Origin of the sequence: Streptomyces cynarae, assembly GCF_025642135.1 — a bacterium.
GTDB classification, from domain to species: Bacteria; Actinomycetota; Actinomycetes; order Streptomycetales; family Streptomycetaceae; genus Streptomyces; species Streptomyces cynarae.
In genome coordinates, this window is record NZ_CP106793.1 from 8,261,021 (window position 1) to 8,275,156 (window position 14,136).

Consider the following 14,136-nt stretch of genomic DNA (forward strand, 5'->3'; position numbering starts at 1 on the left):
ACCGCCACTGAGTCCGACCGGGGGTGGCGCAGCCCACACCGGCGTGCTCGGCGGTATGCCGTACGCTACGTGTTACGTATAACGCCCCTGCTCCCGCGCCGCACGCCGCACCCGGAAGGCCCCATGAGACGCATCGCCCTGGTCACCCTCGTCGTCGACGACTACGACACCGCGATCCGCTTCTACACCGACGCCCTGGGGTTCCGGCTCGTGGCCGACGAGCCGAGGGGCGACGGGTCCCGGTGGGTCGTGGTCGAGCCCGGTGCCGACGGACATGGCACGGGTCTGCTGCTCGCCCGGGCCAAGGACGAGGCGCAGCGCGGCCGGGTCGGTGACCAGACCGGCGGGCGCGTGGGCTTCTTCCTGCACACCGACGACTTCGCCCGCGACCACGCCCGGATGACCGCCGCCGGTGTCACCTTCCTGGAGGAGCCGCGGCACGAGCCGTACGGCACGGTCGCCGTCTTCCAGGACCTGTACGGCAACCGCTGGGACCTGCTCCAGCCCGCCGAGTAGTCCCTGGCCGATCCCCCGAAGAGCAACCCGCCGAGTCCACTGAAGAACAACCCGTCGAGGAATCACCGCACATGACCGCCCCGCGCATCGACACCGACACCCTCCGCCGCCTGCCCAAGGCCGTCCTGCACGACCACCTCGACGGCGGCCTGCGCCCCGCGACCGTTGTCGAGCTCGCGCGGGAGGTCGGCCATACCCTGCCCACCACCGACCCCGGCGAACTGGCCGCCTGGTACTACGACGCAGCCAACTCCGGCGACCTGGTGCGCTACATAGCCACCTTCGAGCACACCCTCGCCGTGATGCAGACCCGCGAGGGCCTGCTGCGCACCGCCGAGGAGTACGTGCTCGACCTCGCCGAGGACGGCGTCGTCTACGGCGAGGTGCGCTATGCCCCCGAGCTGATGGTCAAGGGCGGGCTGACCCTGAACGAGGTCGTCGAGACCGTCCAGGAGGGGCTCGCCGCCGGCATGGCGAAGGCGGCGGCCGCCGGTACCCCGGTGCGCGTCGGCACGCTGCTGTGCGGCATGCGCATGTTCGACCGGACCCGTGAGATCGCGGACCTGGCCGTCGCCTACCGTGACGCCGGTGTCCTCGGCTTCGACATCGCCGGCGCCGAGGACGGCTTCCCGCCCGCCGACCACCTGGCCGCCTTCGAGCACCTGCGCAGCGAGAGCGTCCCCTTCACCATCCACGCGGGCGAGGCGCACGGCCTGCCCAGCATCCACCAGGCCCTCCAGGTCTGCGGCGCCCAGCGCATCGGCCACGGAGTCCGCATCACCGAGGACATCGTGGACGGAAAGCTCGGCCGCCTGGCCGGCTGGGTGCGCGACCGCCGCGTCGCCCTGGAGATGTGCCCGACCTCCAACCTCCAGACCGGCGCCGCCACCTCGATCGCCGAGCACCCCATCACCGCCCTGAAGGACCTCGGTTTCCGGGTCACCCTGAACACCGACAACCGTCTGGTCTCCGGCACGACGATGACCCGGGAGATGTCCCTGCTGGTCGAGGAGGCGGGCTGGACCCTCGAGGACCTGCGCACCGTCACGGTGAACGCGGTCAAGAGCGCGTTCATCCCGTTCGACGAGCGCAGCGCCCTCATCCGGGACGTGGTCCTGCCCGGCTACGAGGCCGCGCTCTGAAGCAGTCCCCGTACGTAGGCGGCCTGTCCGACGTGCTGCAGATCGTCGGACAGGACGCTCACCAGGCGAACGCCGAGACTGACCGGCGGGTCCCAGCGTTCGTCGACGATGCGCTCGAGGTCCTTGGCGGCCAGGCCTCGCAGGGCCTGAAGGGTCTGCTCGTGCACGGCGTCGTAGTATCCGGTCAGCAGGTCACCGGAGTCCACCCGGACCTTGGCGACCTTCGCGGGGCTGTGCCCGTACCCGGTGTCGTGGCGCGGCAGATCGAGGCCGAAACGCTTCTCCCAGCCCTGTGACAGCCACACCTGGTCCAGGTCGAAGGCGTCGGCGGCATGGTCGTCCTGGACGCGGGTGAGGTGCCAGACGAGCCAGGCGACGGAGTTCGTGTCGGCGGTGGGCCGGGCGTTGAGGTCGTCCGGATCCAGGCCGTCGACGGCGGCGTGGACTTCTTCCCGGATGCGGCCGTAGCCGTCGATGAGGATGTCCTTGGCATGCATGGCTCCACCATCGCGCATCGCCGCCCGTCATGCGTCCGGATCCCGGCTCCCCTGCGCGTCACGGCGGTGGCGACGCCAGTCCCTCGACGTCGAGCAGGGTGATCAACGCCCGGGCCGCCGGTCCGGTGGCCCGCTCGGGTGGCAGCAGGGCGACGGTCTCGTACTCCGGCCCGGTCGCGGTCTTGAGGGGGAGCGCGGTCAGCGACGGACGCTTGTGCCGGAAGTGCCGGGGTACGACCGCGATGCCCAGGTTCTCGTCGACCAGGTCGAGGAGGCTGTGCACGTCGTTGACCTCCAGGGCCACCGTGCGCCGTACGCCCGCCGCGGAGAACGCCGCGTCGGTGGTGCGCCGCGGCCCCCAGTCCGGGTGGAAGTCCACGAAGACCTCCCCGCCCAGGTCCTCGGGCGTGAGCACCGCTCCGCGCGACGCCAGGCGGTGGTCCGGATGGCACAGCACCGTCATCGACTCGCTGGTCAGCGGCATGGACCGCAGCTGGTCGGTGTCCGCCTGCGTGCGGTAGGCGAAGGCCAGGTCCAGCCGCCCGGCGGCGACCTCCTCGGCCAGCGCGCCGGAACCCGCCTGCCGCAGCCGGATCTCCACATCCGGGTGGCGCCGCCGAAACGTCGCGAGCAGCCCGGCCACATGCACTCCCGGGATGCACTGCTCGGTGCCGAGCGCCAGTGTGCCGCGCAGCACGCCCTGCACCGCGGCCACCGCCTCGTGCGCCGCCCGGACCTGTGCCAGGATCCGCTCCGCCTCGCCGAGCAGGGCGCGCCCGGCCTCCGTCAGGGTCACCCGACGGGTGGTGCGGACGAACAGCGGGGCCCGCAGCTCCCGCTCCAGCGCCCGGATCGACGCCGACAGGCCCGACTGGGACACCATGAGGCGTTCCGCTGCCCGGGTGAAGTGCTGGTCCTCGGCGACAGCGACGAAGTGCTGGAGGTGGCGCAGTTCCATGATTGAGAAGCGTATCCGCTGAATTCCATCAAATTCTTCTGTTGGACCACTGCCAGCAGGCAGGGCGAGAGTGGTGACCGGTTCCCCGGAACCGTTCACCCGTGCGCCAACCCCTCTGGAGTCGCGTTGTACACCGCCCATCCCGACCGCTACGAGGCCATGCCCTACCGCCGCACCGGACGCAGCGGCCTGCAGCTGCCCGCGCTGTCGCTCGGCCTGTGGCACAACTTCGGCCCGGACCGCCCGGTCGCCACCCAACGCGCCATCCTGCGCCGCGCCTTCGATCTCGGTGTCACACACTTCGACCTGGCCAACAACTACGGCCCGCCGCCCGGCGCCGCCGAGTCCGCCCTCGGCGAGGCGCTGAAGGCGGATTTCGCGCCGTACCGCGACGAGCTGGTCATCTCCACCAAGGCCGGCTATCTGATGTGGCCCGGGCCGTACGGCGAGTGGGGCTCGCGCAAGTACCTGCTGTCGTCGCTCGACCAGAGCCTGAAGCGGATGGGCCTGGACTACGTCGACATCTTCTACTCGCACCGCCCGGACCCCGACACTCCGCTGGAGGAGACGATGGGCGCCCTGCACTCGGCGGTCCAGCAGGGCAAGGCGCTGTACGTCGGCGTCTCCAACTACTCCCCGGAGCAGACCCGTGAGGCCGCCCGCATCCTCGGCGAGCTGGGTACCCCGCTGCTGATCCACCAGCCGCGCTACTCGATGCTGGACCGCCGTCCCGAGGACGGGCTGCTGGACACCCTGGACGAACTCCAGGTCGGTTCCATCGCCTACTCGCCGCTGGAGCAGGGCCTGCTCACCGCCCGATACCTCGACGGCATCCCGGAGGACTCGCGCGCGGCGAGCGACAGCCCGTTCCTCAACTCCGACGCGGTCACGGAGGAGCTGGTGGGCAGGCTGCGCGCCCTCGACGACATCGCCAAGTCCCGCGGCCAGTCCCTGGCCCAGATGGCCCTGGCCTGGGTGCTGCGCGGCGGCCGGGTCACCTCCGCCCTGGTCGGTGCGAGCAGCCCGCAGCAGTTGGAGGACAGTGTGGCGGCGATCGGCAACCTGGACTTCGACGCCGAGGAGCTGGCGCGGATCGACGCGCTCGTCCAGGAGTGAGGTGACCTCGAGGCGTCCGGCGGCGGGTGGCACCCTGCCGCCGCGCCATGCGGCCGTCCAGCGATCAAGCCGTGGGCCTTCGCCCGGCTCCCGGAGACGGGCGGCCGCCTCCGGGCGAGCACGTACCGAGGACGCAGGGGAGCGCGCCGGACCCGCCCGCGGCCTCGTGTCCTCGGTCACCAGCGGCCGCCGAGCGTCGGCGCCGCGTACCCCCGCATCCCGTTCCCAATCGCCCGGTTTCACGGCAGGCCCTGCGGTTGAGGGGCCGTTCCGCGTGTCCAAGACTGGGGAGGTACGGGCATTCGACTACGGCGGGCGACGCGGCCGTGTCGGCCGCGGACGGGTGGTCCATCGTGACGATCTCACCCTTCGGGTCAGGAGACCCGTTCTCCGAACTGTTCAACCGGTTCTTCGGCATGAGTCCGGCGACCTCACCGCCGGCCGTCCAACGTGTCCCCATCGGACGTCTCCTCAGCGACTCCGCGCACGAGTTGCTCGCCACCGCCGGGACACGGGCGGCCGAGGACGGGTCCGATCTCGACACCGTCCACCTGCTGTGGGCCGCGACCCAGGTACCGGCCGCGCGCCAGGTGCTGGAGCAGGCGGGCGCCGATCCCGGCAAGCTCGCCGACGACCTGCGGGAATCCCTGCCCTCCGGGACCGGTACCGGTGAGCCCGCGCTGACGCCGGCGGCCAAACGCGCCCTGCTCGCAGCGCACGCCCGCTCCCAGGCGGCCGGCGCTTCCTACATCGGCCCCGAGCACATCCTCGCCGCGATCCTGGACGATCCGCGCTCCCCGCTGGCCCGGACCCTCAGGAGTGAGGGAGCCACCCCGGGCGCGCTCGGCGGCGCGCCCCGGCAGTCGCGGGAGACGGGCGGCCACCCCGACACACCGACGCTCGACGAGTACGGGCGTGACCTCACCGACGAGGCACGCGCCGGACACCTCGACCCGGTGGTCGGCCGGGCGGCCGAGATCGAGCAGACCATCGAGGTCCTCTCCCGCCGCACGAAGAACAACCCGGTGCTGATCGGCGACCCCGGCGTCGGCAAGACCGCGATCGTCGAGGGGCTGGCCCAGCGCATCGTCGCCGGGGAGGTCCCCAAGGCGCTGAAGGACCGCCGCGTGGTCTCCCTCGACCTCGCCGGACTCGTCGCCGGATCCCAGTACCGGGGTCAGTTCGAGGAGCGGCTGAAGAAGGTCGTCGACGAGGTCACCGGGGCCGAGAAGAGCGTCGTCCTCTTCATCGACGAGCTGCACACGGTCGTCGGCGCCGGCGGCACCGGCGAGGGATCCATGGACGCGGGAAACATCCTCAAGCCCGCGCTGGCCCGGGGCGACCTCAGCGTGGTCGGCGCCACCACCATCGACGAGTACCGCAAGCGCATCGAGAAGGACGCCGCACTGGAGCGCCGCTTCCAGCCCGTCATTGTGCCCGAACCCACCGTCGAGGAGACGGTCGAGATCCTGCGCGGACTGCGTGACGCCTACGAGGCGCACCACCAGGTCCGCTACACCGACGAGGCGCTGGACGCCGCCGCCGCCCTCTCCGACCGCTACATCAGCGACCGCTTCCTGCCCGACAAGGCGATCGACCTCATGGACCAGGCCGGAGCCCGGGTCGGACTGCGCAGTGTGGGGGACTCCGCGGAGGCCGCGGACCTCGAGGACCGGCTCACCCGGCTGCGCCGGGAGAAGGACGAGGCCGTCAGCACCGAGGACTTCGAGCGCGCGAGCCGACTCAAGCGGGAGATCACGGAGTTGGAGGAGCGGCTGGACTCGGTCGGCGAGGGCGGAGGACCCACGCCCAGTGTCACCCCCGACGACATCGCCGAAGTCCTCTCCGCCCGTACCGGTATTCCGGTCTCCCAGCTCACCGAGACCGAACGCGACCGGCTGATGAAACTGGAGGAGGTCCTGCACGAGCGGGTCGTCGGCCAGGACGACGCGGTCACCGCCGTGGCCCAGGCCGTGCGCCGCGGCCGGGCCGGCATGGGCGACCCGAACCGGCCCACCGGCAGCTTCCTCTTCCTCGGCCCCACCGGCGTGGGCAAGACGGAACTCGCCAAGGCGCTCGCGGAACTGCTCTTCGGCGACCCGGACCGCATGATCCGCTTCGACATGAGCGAGTTCCAGGAGAAGCACACCGTCTCCCGGCTCATCGGCTCCCCGCCCGGCTACGTCGGCTACGAGGAGGCCGGCCAGCTCACCGAGGCGGTGCGCCGCAAGCCGTACAGCGTCGTGCTCTTCGACGAGGTGGAGAAGGCCCACCGTGACGTGTTCAACCTGCTGCTGCAGGTCCTGGACGACGGACGGCTCACCGACGCGCAGGGGCGCACGGTCGACTTCCGCAACACCGTCGTCATCATGACCAGCAACATCGCCTCCAAGCACATCCTCGACCACCACGGCGACATCGACGAGATCAGGGACGACCTGACGGCGGAACTCCAGGCGCACTTCCGCCCGGAGTTCCTCAACCGGATCGACGAGGTCATCGTCTTCCACGCCCTGGGCCGCCGGGACCTGGTGCGCATCGTCGACCTGCTCCTGGAGGGCAGCCGGCGCCGGCTGCACGCCCAGAAGATCGGCCTGGAGGTCACCGAGACGGCCAAGGAGTGGCTGGCGAACCGCGGCTACCAGCCGGAGTACGGGGCCCGGCCGCTGCGCCGCACCATCCAGACCGAACTCGACAACCGGCTGTCGAACATGCTGCTCGACGGCACGCTCAACCCCGGCGACACCGTCGTCGTCGACGTCGTGGACGGTGAACTGAGCCTGAGCCTGAAGGCGAAGGCGGCGCCCCAGGAGCAGGGAACGCCGGGCGGCAGCCCGGAGGACACCGAGGAGGAGCCTCCGAGCTGGCCCGGACCCATTTCCTAGTGCGCCGCGGCATTGACGCGGAGCTGATCCGGAAGACGGACGCTAACCCGCCACGCCTTCGGGGACGCGGTCCAGGAACCCGTGCACGCTGCCGATGCGCCCCTCGCCGTCCAGGGTGATCACGTCGGAGCCGGCGACGGGTGCCGAACCGTCCGCGTCGCTCACCAGCTCCCAGGAGAAGCGGGCGAGGTCGTGGTGCCCGTCGACCGCGCCCGTGAGCCGGAAGGAGAACCCCGGGAACTGTGCGTGCGCACCTGCGATCACGGCCGCGATCTGCTCGTGCCCGCTGACGTCGGCCAGGGGGTCGGTGTAGGTTCCGTCCGCGGCCCAGGCGGCGGCGACCGCCTTCGCCAGCGCCTGGGCGTCCCGGGTGTTCCACGCCTCGAAGTAGCGGGCGACGGCGGACTCGTAGCGGTTGGTCTCTGCGGTCATGGCGATCGGCCTCCATCGGGGTCACATGCGCTGGTCAGGAGCCGGATCCCGGGCTGTTGTGCCTGCCGGGAGCCGACACCGCAACCATGCCCGGACACGCGTGGGGGCGTCGATTACCTCCCGGGTAAGCGCAGGCACGCCGGGCGGAGGTGGCTCGTTTGCGCCAGAAGCGGCCGTGAATATGCCAGGAGACTGGCTGAAATCGCATGGTGACAGAGGGTCAGGAGTGGCGATACTCGAAGGAGCGGGTGACCCGGGTCACGATAGAAAGCGCTACCGCGCGGACAGCGGGACGCCCACGTGCACAGCGAGCGAACGCAAGGCACCACGGGCCGATCCGGCACCGAGCACCGCACGGGGGGAGCGATCGTGCACGACGAGTTCCTGTGCCATGTCACGGCATACGGCATCTGCGGAGGGCGAAGGGTCGGCGTCCCCCTCGGCACCTACCGCGCCCCGACCCTGGCCCTCGCCCTGTGGTGGATGCGCGACCGTGCCTCCTGGATCGCCCAACGGCTCGACCCGGACCCCGGCGACCCGCTCTTCCCGCCGAACTCCATCGCCCCCGTCGCCGACACGGTCCCCGACGTCCCGGCTGTCCTGCGTGCCTGGTGCGAGGACGTCGGGCAACAGGAGAGGGTGGCCGAGGAGCTGGCGGCCGGACGGCTGGTCCGTGTCGCCGTCAGTGACGACACCACCGAGTACGAACTGCTCGCCGAGTCCGTGGACGCGCTGCGGATGCAACGGTTCGTGCCCGCGCTGTCCACCCCGGTGGCCTGACCGAGGGCCGTGCGCCGCGTCATGGAACCTCGCCCCGTCGCTGCACCCTCCGGGCGAGCAGCCCGCCCGCGAACCCGGTCGTAAGTCCCCACACCAGGGCGAGCCCCAGCGCGGTCCCCGGCCGGGGTCTGAGGAACAGCACGCCGGAGAGCCCTCCGCCGAGGTCGCCGACCCCGATGAGCGACAGGCCGTAGTGCGCCGAGACCCGGCACAGCAGGCAGACGGCGAGAACCGCCGCCATCAGCGCGACCGCCATGTGCACGGCGTGCCGCCACGGCCGCATCCCCGCCGGTGAGCGCGCCGCCAGCACGGACCCGGCGGCGATCAGCAGCACGGCGTCCACGGCCACGAGCCACCACGCCAGACCGTCGAACCGGGCGAGCGTACGAAGGTTCAGCGTCGAGAGGTCCTCGGTCCGCAGCGCCACGTCGAGCAGATGCGGCATCGGCAGCCCGAACGGCCCGTCCACCCGGCCGTGCCAGGTGGCGCCCATGCCGAGGGTGAGCACCGGCCACACCAGGTTGGGCAGGCCCAGCAGGATCAGCGCGAACGTCTCGGCGGGGTGCCCGCGGGTCGCCGCCACCACCAGCGCGATCACGGCGCCCAGGGCGACGCAGGCGAGCAGCAGGGCCACCATGGCGTAGGCGGCGGGCCGCACCGACTCCTGGAAGCGCGACAGCCGGGCCGGCAGCGGCACACCTCGTGACACCAGCAGAGCGAGGACGAGCACGCCCGCCAGCCAGAGCAGACCGAACAGCACGGTCGGCCACAGGTCCGTGGCGAAGCCGATCCTCGGGGAGATCCCGAACAGGCTGCCGATGTCGCCGATCGTTCCGGTGCCGAGCGGGACCGCGAAGGTCTGGCGGGCCACCAGGGCGAGGCCGACGAGCGCGACCAGCCACAGTACGGCGATCCGCCCTGCCCAGAGCGCCAGTTCACACCCGCCGGCGACGGCCCGGTGCCGCAGCGGGCGCAGGAATCCCGCGGCGATCACCAGCGCCCCGGACAGCGTCACCGACAGCGGCATCACCGTCAGCCCCGCCCGTGTGCCGGCCAGTGCACCGGCGTCGCCCGTCAGCCTCACACTGCCGCCGACAGCCACGACGACCACGGCCACGACCACCCGGGGGAACCCGCCCTCCGGGATGTCGCTGCCGCCCGCCGCCCACAGCCCGAGCGCGGCGAGCCCGCCCATGACGACCAGCCCGGCCAGCACCGTGACGCCGGCCCGTACCCAGCCGTGCGGTGCGAGTGCCGGGCCGCCGGTGCGGGCGGCGGCCCGGCCGGGCGGGCTCGTGACGCTCACACTGCCACGCTAGGCAGCCCCACGGCGCCCCGCACGGCCACGCCACTTCCACCGCGAGCGCATCGATTTCCCCCGCGAGCGCATCGACGGCCGGATCCGTCGACGGCCGGACGAGCGGCACCCGTCAACTGCCGCCGCCGGCCCGGCCGCACGGCCGCACGGCTTCACCCAGGGCAGAACGTCGCTCCCTTCCCGTGGCGCCCCGGATCCCTAGGCTGAAGGGGTGAGCACTCATGCGCCGAACGAAGCCCGCGTCATCCCCCTGCGCCCGCAGACCGCGCCGCCCGGCTCCGGTGCGGCGACCCGCACCCCGCAGCGACCGACGGGGACCCCGCAGCCCCCCGTGCCCAAGGAGCCCTTGTGGCGCGACCTCGTCGGTGATGTGCTGCGCCGCGAACGGCTCGCCCAGGAGCGCACCTTGAAGGACGTCGCGGAGGCCGCCCGGATCTCGATGCCGTACCTGTCCGAACTGGAACGGGGCCGCAAGGAGGCCTCCTCCGAGGTTCTCGCGGCCGCCGCCCAGGCCCTCGGGCTCGGCCTCGCCGACCTGCTCACGCTCGCCCAGGACGAGCTGGCCCGGTACGCCCGGAGCCGGGTGGGCCGGGGCCGCAGGTCGCCGACGGCGCAGTACGACGGCCTCTGCCTCGTCGCCTGACCGAATCGACGGCCGACGGCCGGTACAGAGGTGGGTCCCCCCGCCGTACCGGCCGCGCCGGGGTCAGACGAACGCCAGCCGTCGGCTCAGCACCTCGTCAGCGAGCCCGTAGGCGACGGCCTCCTCGGCGGTGAACACCTTGTCGCGGTCCATGTCCGCGCGCAGCGTCGCGACGTCGTGGTGCGTGTGACGGGACAGGACCTCCTCCACCTGTGAGCGGATGCGGACCATCTCCTTGGCCGCGAGGCTGAGGTCGGAGACCGTGCCCTGCCGTCCGCCGCTGGCCGGCTGGCCGAGCAGCACCCGCGCGTGCTGGAGCACGAACCGCCGCCCGGGATCGCCACCGGCCAGCAGCACCGCCGCCGTGGAGGCCGCCTGGCCGACGCAGAACGTGGAGATCGGGGACTGCACGAACGTCATCGTGTCGTAGATCGCCATCAGGGAAGTGAACGATCCGCCGGGCGAGTTGAGGTAGATCGAGATCTCGTGCTCGGGATTCGACGACTCCAGATGCAGGAGTTGCGCGATGACCACATTGGCGACCCCGTCGTCGATCTCGGTGCCCAGGAAGATGATCCGCTCGTTCAGCAGCCGGCTGAAGACGTCGTAGGACCGCTCGCCCTGCGCGGTCCGCTCGATGACGTACGGAACCGTGTACGACCCCATGTCACAACCCCATCCGTCGACGCGACGCGGCCGGGCGGACGTCGGTGAGCGACTCCACCACCCGGTCCACCATTCCGTACTCCCTGGCCTGCTCCGCCGTGAACCAGCGGTCCCGGTCGCCGTCCCGAGCGATCGTCTCCTCGCTCTGCCCGGTGTGCTCGGCGGTGATCCGCTCGATGGCCTTCTTGGTGTACTGAAGGTTCTCCGCCTGGATCTCGATGTCCGCGGCGGTGCCGCCGATGCCCGCCGACGGCTGGTGCATCATGATCCGCGCGTTCGGCAGCGCGAACCGCTTGCCCCGCGTCCCCACGGTGAGCAGGAACTGGCCCATGCTCGCGGCGAACCCCATCACCAGCGTCGAGACGTCGTTCGGGATGAGCCGCATGGTGTCGTAGATCGCCAGCCCCGCGGTGACCGACCCGCCGGGGCTGTTGATGTAGAGGCTGATGTCGGTGCGCGGGTCCTCCGCCGACAGCAGGAGCAGCTGCGCGCACACCCGGTTGGCCGACACCTCGTCGACCTGAGTGCCGAGGAAGACGATCCGCTGGGCGAGCAGTTGTGCGGCGAGGTGGTCGTCGAAGCGGCTGGGCGGTGTGTCGCCCTCCTCCGCCCGCGGCGAGAGCGTGGTGAGTGGAATCATCGGGTCTCCTTGTCGGTGGCACGGATGCCGTCGACTCCACTCTTGACCTCGGGAGATCCCCGGATGCGGTTTCTCTGCCCGCCGCAGATTCGCCACGGGCAGAGGCCACGGCTCAGCCCTTCTCGCGCAGCTGCCGGAAGAACGCCCGTACGTCCTTCACCAGCAGGTCCGGCTCCTCCATGGCCGCGAAGTGCCCGCCCCGGTCGAACTCCGTCCAGCGCACGAGGTTCTCCGTCCGCTCCGCCCTGTGGCGCAGCGGGATCTGGATCTCGGCGGGGAAGACCGCCAGCGCGGTCGGCGCGGTCGACGGTTCGGCCGGCGCGGCGGCCCGGCCCGTGGTGTGCGCCCGCTCGTAGTAGATCCGGGACGACGAACCGGCGGTCCCGGTCAGCCAGTACAGCGACACGTTGGTCAGCAGCAGGTCCCGGTCGACGGCCTCCTCGGGCAGCTCCTCGGAGTCCGTCCACTCGCGGAACTTCTCCACGATCCACGCGAGTTGGCCGACGGGCGAGTCGGTGAGCGCGTACGCCAGCGTCTGCGGCCGGGTGGAGTGCAGCATCGCGTAGCCCGCGCCCTCACGCTGCCATTCGGACCAACGCTGCCAGGAGGTGAGCGTGCGCTCCCGCTCCTCGGAGCTGAGCGCGGCCAGCTCCTCGGTGGCCGGTTCGGTCAGCTGCTGGGCGCCGGGCAGCAGGTTCAGGTGGATGCCGATCGCCCGCTCCGGGTGGGCGCGGCCCAGCTCGCGGGAGATGGCCGAGCCCCAGTCGCCGCCCTGGGCGCCGAAGCGCGGGTAGCCGAGCCGGTCCATCAGCTCCACCCACGCGTCGGCGACCCGGCCCGCCTCCCAGCCGGTGTCCCGGGTCGGTCCGGACGGACCGAACCCCGGAATGCTCGGCACCACCACGTGGAACGCGTCGGCGGGATCGCCTCCGTGGGCGGCCGGATCGGTGAGCGGCCCGACCACGTCGAGGAACTCCACGATCGACCCCGGCCAGCCGTGCGTGATGATCAGCGGGGTGGCGTCCGGCTCCGGGGAGCGCACATGGGCGAAGTGGACGTGTGCGCCGTCGATCTCCGTGGTGAACTGCGGCCACGCGTTCAGCCGCGCCTCGGCGGCCCGCCAGTCGTAGTCATGGCGCCAGTACCGCACGAGCTCCTTGAGATAGTCGAGGGGTACCCCGTACGCCCACCCCACGCCGGGCAGCTCGTCCGGCCAGCGGGCGCGGTCGAGCCGGTCATGGAGATCGTCGAGGTCGCTCTGGGGGATCGCGAGGCGGAAGGGCCGGATGCTCTCGGCGGGCGATGACGTCATGCGGCGATGCTAGTGACGGGCACCGAGACCGCCACACGGATTGATCCGCGGCTTGGCCGATGAGTTCCGGGGCGAGGATCGGTCTGCACAGGTGACCGCTTCCACACTCAAGGAGGTACACATGGCCACCGAGGGATTCACCACCTGTCTCTGGTTCGACGGCCAGGCCGAGGACGCCGCGCACTACTACGTGTCGATCTTCAAGAACTCCAGCATCGGGCAGGTCGGCCGCTACACCGAGGCCGGCCCCGGACCCGCCGGTTCCGTGATCGCCGTCGACTTCACGGCCAACGGCCACAAGTTCGTCGCCCTGAACGGCGGACCCCAGTTCACGTTCAACGAGGCGATCTCCTTCCAGATCTACTGCGAGAACCAGGAGGAGATCGACTACTACTGGACCAAGCTCACCGAGGGCGGCGGTCAGCCGGGCCCCTGCGGCTGGCTCAAGGACAAGTACGGCGTGTCCTGGCAGGTCATCCCCGACGGGCTCCTCGACATGGTCGGCGACCCGGACCAGGAGAAGGCGGCCCGCACCACGCGCGCGATGCTGTCGATGGGCAAGCTCGACATCGCCGCCCTGGAGAAGGCGTACACGGGCGAGTAGCGACCGCGGGGCGACGGCGGCCCTCCCGTGTCAGGGTGAGCCGGTCGCCGCGTTCGTTGCGGCGCGCCCACAACCGGAAGGACTGATTCGCCATGGCCGCCGACCTCACCGGTACCTACCTCACCCTCGACGACGGCCGCCCCGCCGTCCGCTTCAGCCGTGTCCACGACCACCCGATCGACCGGGTCTGGCGGTTCGTCACCGATCCGGACGAACTCGCCGCATGGTTCCCCTCCCGCGCCGAGTTCGACCTGCGCCCCGGCGGGACCGTCCGGTTCAGCGGGGACCCGAACATGCCCGAGTCCACCGGCACCGTCCTCGCCGTCGACGCGCCCCGGCACCTCTCCTTCGCGTGGGGCGGTGACGAACTCCGCTTCGACCTGGAGGAACCGGGCGAGGGGCGCACCCGGTTCACCCTGACCAACGTCCTGGGCGAGCGGAACGCCGCCGCCCGCAACGGCGCCGGCTGGGAGGTCTGCCTGGCCGCCCTGGAGGCGAAGTCCCGCGGCGGGCGCTCCGAGGGGCCGCATGCCGGGCCCACCGCGCCCTGGAAGGAGTACTACGAGGCCTACGTCGAGGCCGGGGTCCCCTCGGGCGCGCCCGTCCCCGGCGCCGACGCCTGACCCC

General features: G+C 71.6%; 15 protein-coding genes. 8 read left to right on the forward strand and 7 right to left on the reverse strand.

Translation table 11 applies throughout. The features are described 5' to 3' along the window. Window positions 1–123: 123 nt before the first annotated feature. Window positions 124–516, forward strand: a complete 393-nt coding sequence (locus tag N8I84_RS37305; protein WP_263233918.1) for a VOC family protein — start codon at window positions 124–126, stop codon at window positions 514–516. Between the two features lie 71 nt (window positions 517–587). Then, a complete protein-coding gene (locus N8I84_RS37310) occupies window positions 588–1,658 on the forward strand; it encodes an adenosine deaminase (protein WP_263233920.1) in 1,071 nt (356 codons plus the stop codon). On the opposite strand, the gene N8I84_RS37315 is transcribed toward N8I84_RS37310, so the two are convergent. Both N8I84_RS37315 and N8I84_RS37320 read right to left on the reverse strand, forming a co-directional pair. Continuing rightward, a complete protein-coding gene (locus N8I84_RS37315; RefSeq protein ID WP_263233922.1) occupies window positions 1,640–2,155 on the reverse strand; it encodes a mycothiol transferase in 516 nt (171 codons plus the stop codon). The genes N8I84_RS37310 and N8I84_RS37315 overlap by 19 nt on opposite strands. A 58-nt stretch (window positions 2,156–2,213) precedes the next feature. Next, on the reverse strand, window positions 2,214–3,113 hold the full coding sequence (locus N8I84_RS37320; protein WP_263233923.1) for a LysR substrate-binding domain-containing protein: 900 nt from the start codon (window positions 3,111–3,113) through the stop codon (window positions 2,214–2,216). A 126-nt stretch (window positions 3,114–3,239) separates the two neighbouring features. On the opposite strand from N8I84_RS37320, the gene mgrA reads away from it, so the two are divergent. Together mgrA and N8I84_RS37330 are read left to right on the forward strand one after the other, a co-directional pair. After that, complete coding sequence (mgrA, locus tag N8I84_RS37325; RefSeq protein WP_263233924.1) at window positions 3,240–4,229, forward strand: L-glyceraldehyde 3-phosphate reductase; 990 nt, start codon at window positions 3,240–3,242, stop codon at window positions 4,227–4,229. 353 nt (window positions 4,230–4,582) lie between these two features. Continuing rightward, the gene (locus N8I84_RS37330) at window positions 4,583–7,114 is read left to right on the forward strand and encodes an ATP-dependent Clp protease ATP-binding subunit (protein WP_313884319.1); all 2,532 of its coding nucleotides are present in this window, start codon (window positions 4,583–4,585) and stop codon (window positions 7,112–7,114) included. Window positions 7,115–7,156: 42 nt separating this feature from the next. Here the strand turns inward: N8I84_RS37330 and N8I84_RS37335 are convergent, their stop codons facing one another. Continuing rightward, window positions 7,157–7,546, reverse strand: coding sequence for a nuclear transport factor 2 family protein (locus N8I84_RS37335; protein ID WP_263233925.1), 390 nt, complete (start codon window positions 7,544–7,546; stop codon window positions 7,157–7,159). Between the two features lie 369 nt (window positions 7,547–7,915). On the opposite strand from N8I84_RS37335, the gene N8I84_RS37340 reads away from it, so the two are divergent. Further along, the gene (locus N8I84_RS37340) at window positions 7,916–8,326 is read left to right on the forward strand and encodes a hypothetical protein (RefSeq protein WP_263233926.1); all 411 of its coding nucleotides are present in this window, start codon (window positions 7,916–7,918) and stop codon (window positions 8,324–8,326) included. Window positions 8,327–8,345: 19 nt separating this feature from the next. On the opposite strand, the gene N8I84_RS37345 is transcribed toward N8I84_RS37340, so the two are convergent. Next, a complete protein-coding gene (locus tag N8I84_RS37345) occupies window positions 8,346–9,521 on the reverse strand; it encodes a streptophobe family protein (protein ID WP_390899077.1) in 1,176 nt (391 codons plus the stop codon). 334 nt (window positions 9,522–9,855) lie between these two features. Between N8I84_RS37345 and N8I84_RS37350 the strand changes: the two genes are divergently transcribed. After that, entirely contained in the window at window positions 9,856–10,287 is a 432-nt protein-coding gene (locus tag N8I84_RS37350; protein ID WP_263233929.1) for a helix-turn-helix domain-containing protein, read from the forward strand. Window positions 10,288–10,350: 63 nt separating this feature from the next. Here N8I84_RS37350 and N8I84_RS37355 read toward each other — a convergent pair whose 3' ends face one another. From N8I84_RS37355 to N8I84_RS37365, 3 genes are all read right to left on the reverse strand, one after another. After that, complete coding sequence (locus tag N8I84_RS37355; protein ID WP_200419629.1) at window positions 10,351–10,953, reverse strand: ClpP family protease; 603 nt, start codon at window positions 10,951–10,953, stop codon at window positions 10,351–10,353. A 1-nt stretch (window position 10,954) separates the two neighbouring features. Then, window positions 10,955–11,593 carry a ClpP family protease gene (locus N8I84_RS37360; RefSeq protein ID WP_263233930.1) on the reverse strand — a complete coding sequence of 213 codons (639 nt, stop codon included), beginning with the start codon at window positions 11,591–11,593 and terminating at the stop codon, window positions 10,955–10,957. Between the two features lie 112 nt (window positions 11,594–11,705). Next, the gene (locus N8I84_RS37365) at window positions 11,706–12,905 is read right to left on the reverse strand and encodes an epoxide hydrolase family protein (protein WP_263233931.1); all 1,200 of its coding nucleotides are present in this window, start codon (window positions 12,903–12,905) and stop codon (window positions 11,706–11,708) included. 121 nt (window positions 12,906–13,026) lie between these two features. Between N8I84_RS37365 and N8I84_RS37370 the strand changes: the two genes are divergently transcribed. Beyond that, complete coding sequence (locus tag N8I84_RS37370; protein ID WP_263233932.1) at window positions 13,027–13,509, forward strand: VOC family protein; 483 nt, start codon at window positions 13,027–13,029, stop codon at window positions 13,507–13,509. A gap of 92 nt (window positions 13,510–13,601) precedes the next feature. After that, on the forward strand, window positions 13,602–14,132 hold the full coding sequence (locus N8I84_RS37375) for an SRPBCC family protein (RefSeq protein WP_263233933.1): 531 nt from the start codon (window positions 13,602–13,604) through the stop codon (window positions 14,130–14,132). Window positions 14,133–14,136 lie beyond the last annotated feature (4 nt).

What these genes read in the sequence shown, in the direction of transcription:
- N8I84_RS37360 (WP_263233930.1), bottom strand. Translation starts at nt 11,593, where the DNA reads ATGATTCCACTCACCACGCTCTCGCCGCGGGCGGAGGAGGGCGACACA.
- N8I84_RS37355 (WP_200419629.1), bottom strand. Translation starts at nt 10,953, where the DNA reads ATGGGGTCGTACACGGTTCCGTACGTCATCGAGCGGACCGCGCAGGGC.
- N8I84_RS37320 (WP_263233923.1), bottom strand. Translation starts at nt 3,113, where the DNA reads ATGGAACTGCGCCACCTCCAGCACTTCGTCGCTGTCGCCGAGGACCAG.
- N8I84_RS37375 (WP_263233933.1), top strand. Translation starts at nt 13,602, where the DNA reads ATGGCCGCCGACCTCACCGGTACCTACCTCACCCTCGACGACGGCCGC.
- N8I84_RS37305 (WP_263233918.1), top strand. Translation starts at nt 124, where the DNA reads ATGAGACGCATCGCCCTGGTCACCCTCGTCGTCGACGACTACGACACC.
- N8I84_RS37365 (WP_263233931.1), bottom strand. Translation starts at nt 12,905, where the DNA reads ATGACGTCATCGCCCGCCGAGAGCATCCGGCCCTTCCGCCTCGCGATC.
- N8I84_RS37345 (WP_390899077.1), bottom strand. Translation starts at nt 9,521, where the DNA reads ATGGGCGGGCTCGCCGCGCTCGGGCTGTGGGCGGCGGGCGGCAGCGAC.
- N8I84_RS37370 (WP_263233932.1), top strand. Translation starts at nt 13,027, where the DNA reads ATGGCCACCGAGGGATTCACCACCTGTCTCTGGTTCGACGGCCAGGCC.
- N8I84_RS37310 (WP_263233920.1), top strand. Translation starts at nt 588, where the DNA reads ATGACCGCCCCGCGCATCGACACCGACACCCTCCGCCGCCTGCCCAAG.
- N8I84_RS37315 (WP_263233922.1), bottom strand. Translation starts at nt 2,155, where the DNA reads ATGCATGCCAAGGACATCCTCATCGACGGCTACGGCCGCATCCGGGAA.
- N8I84_RS37335 (WP_263233925.1), bottom strand. Translation starts at nt 7,546, where the DNA reads ATGACCGCAGAGACCAACCGCTACGAGTCCGCCGTCGCCCGCTACTTC.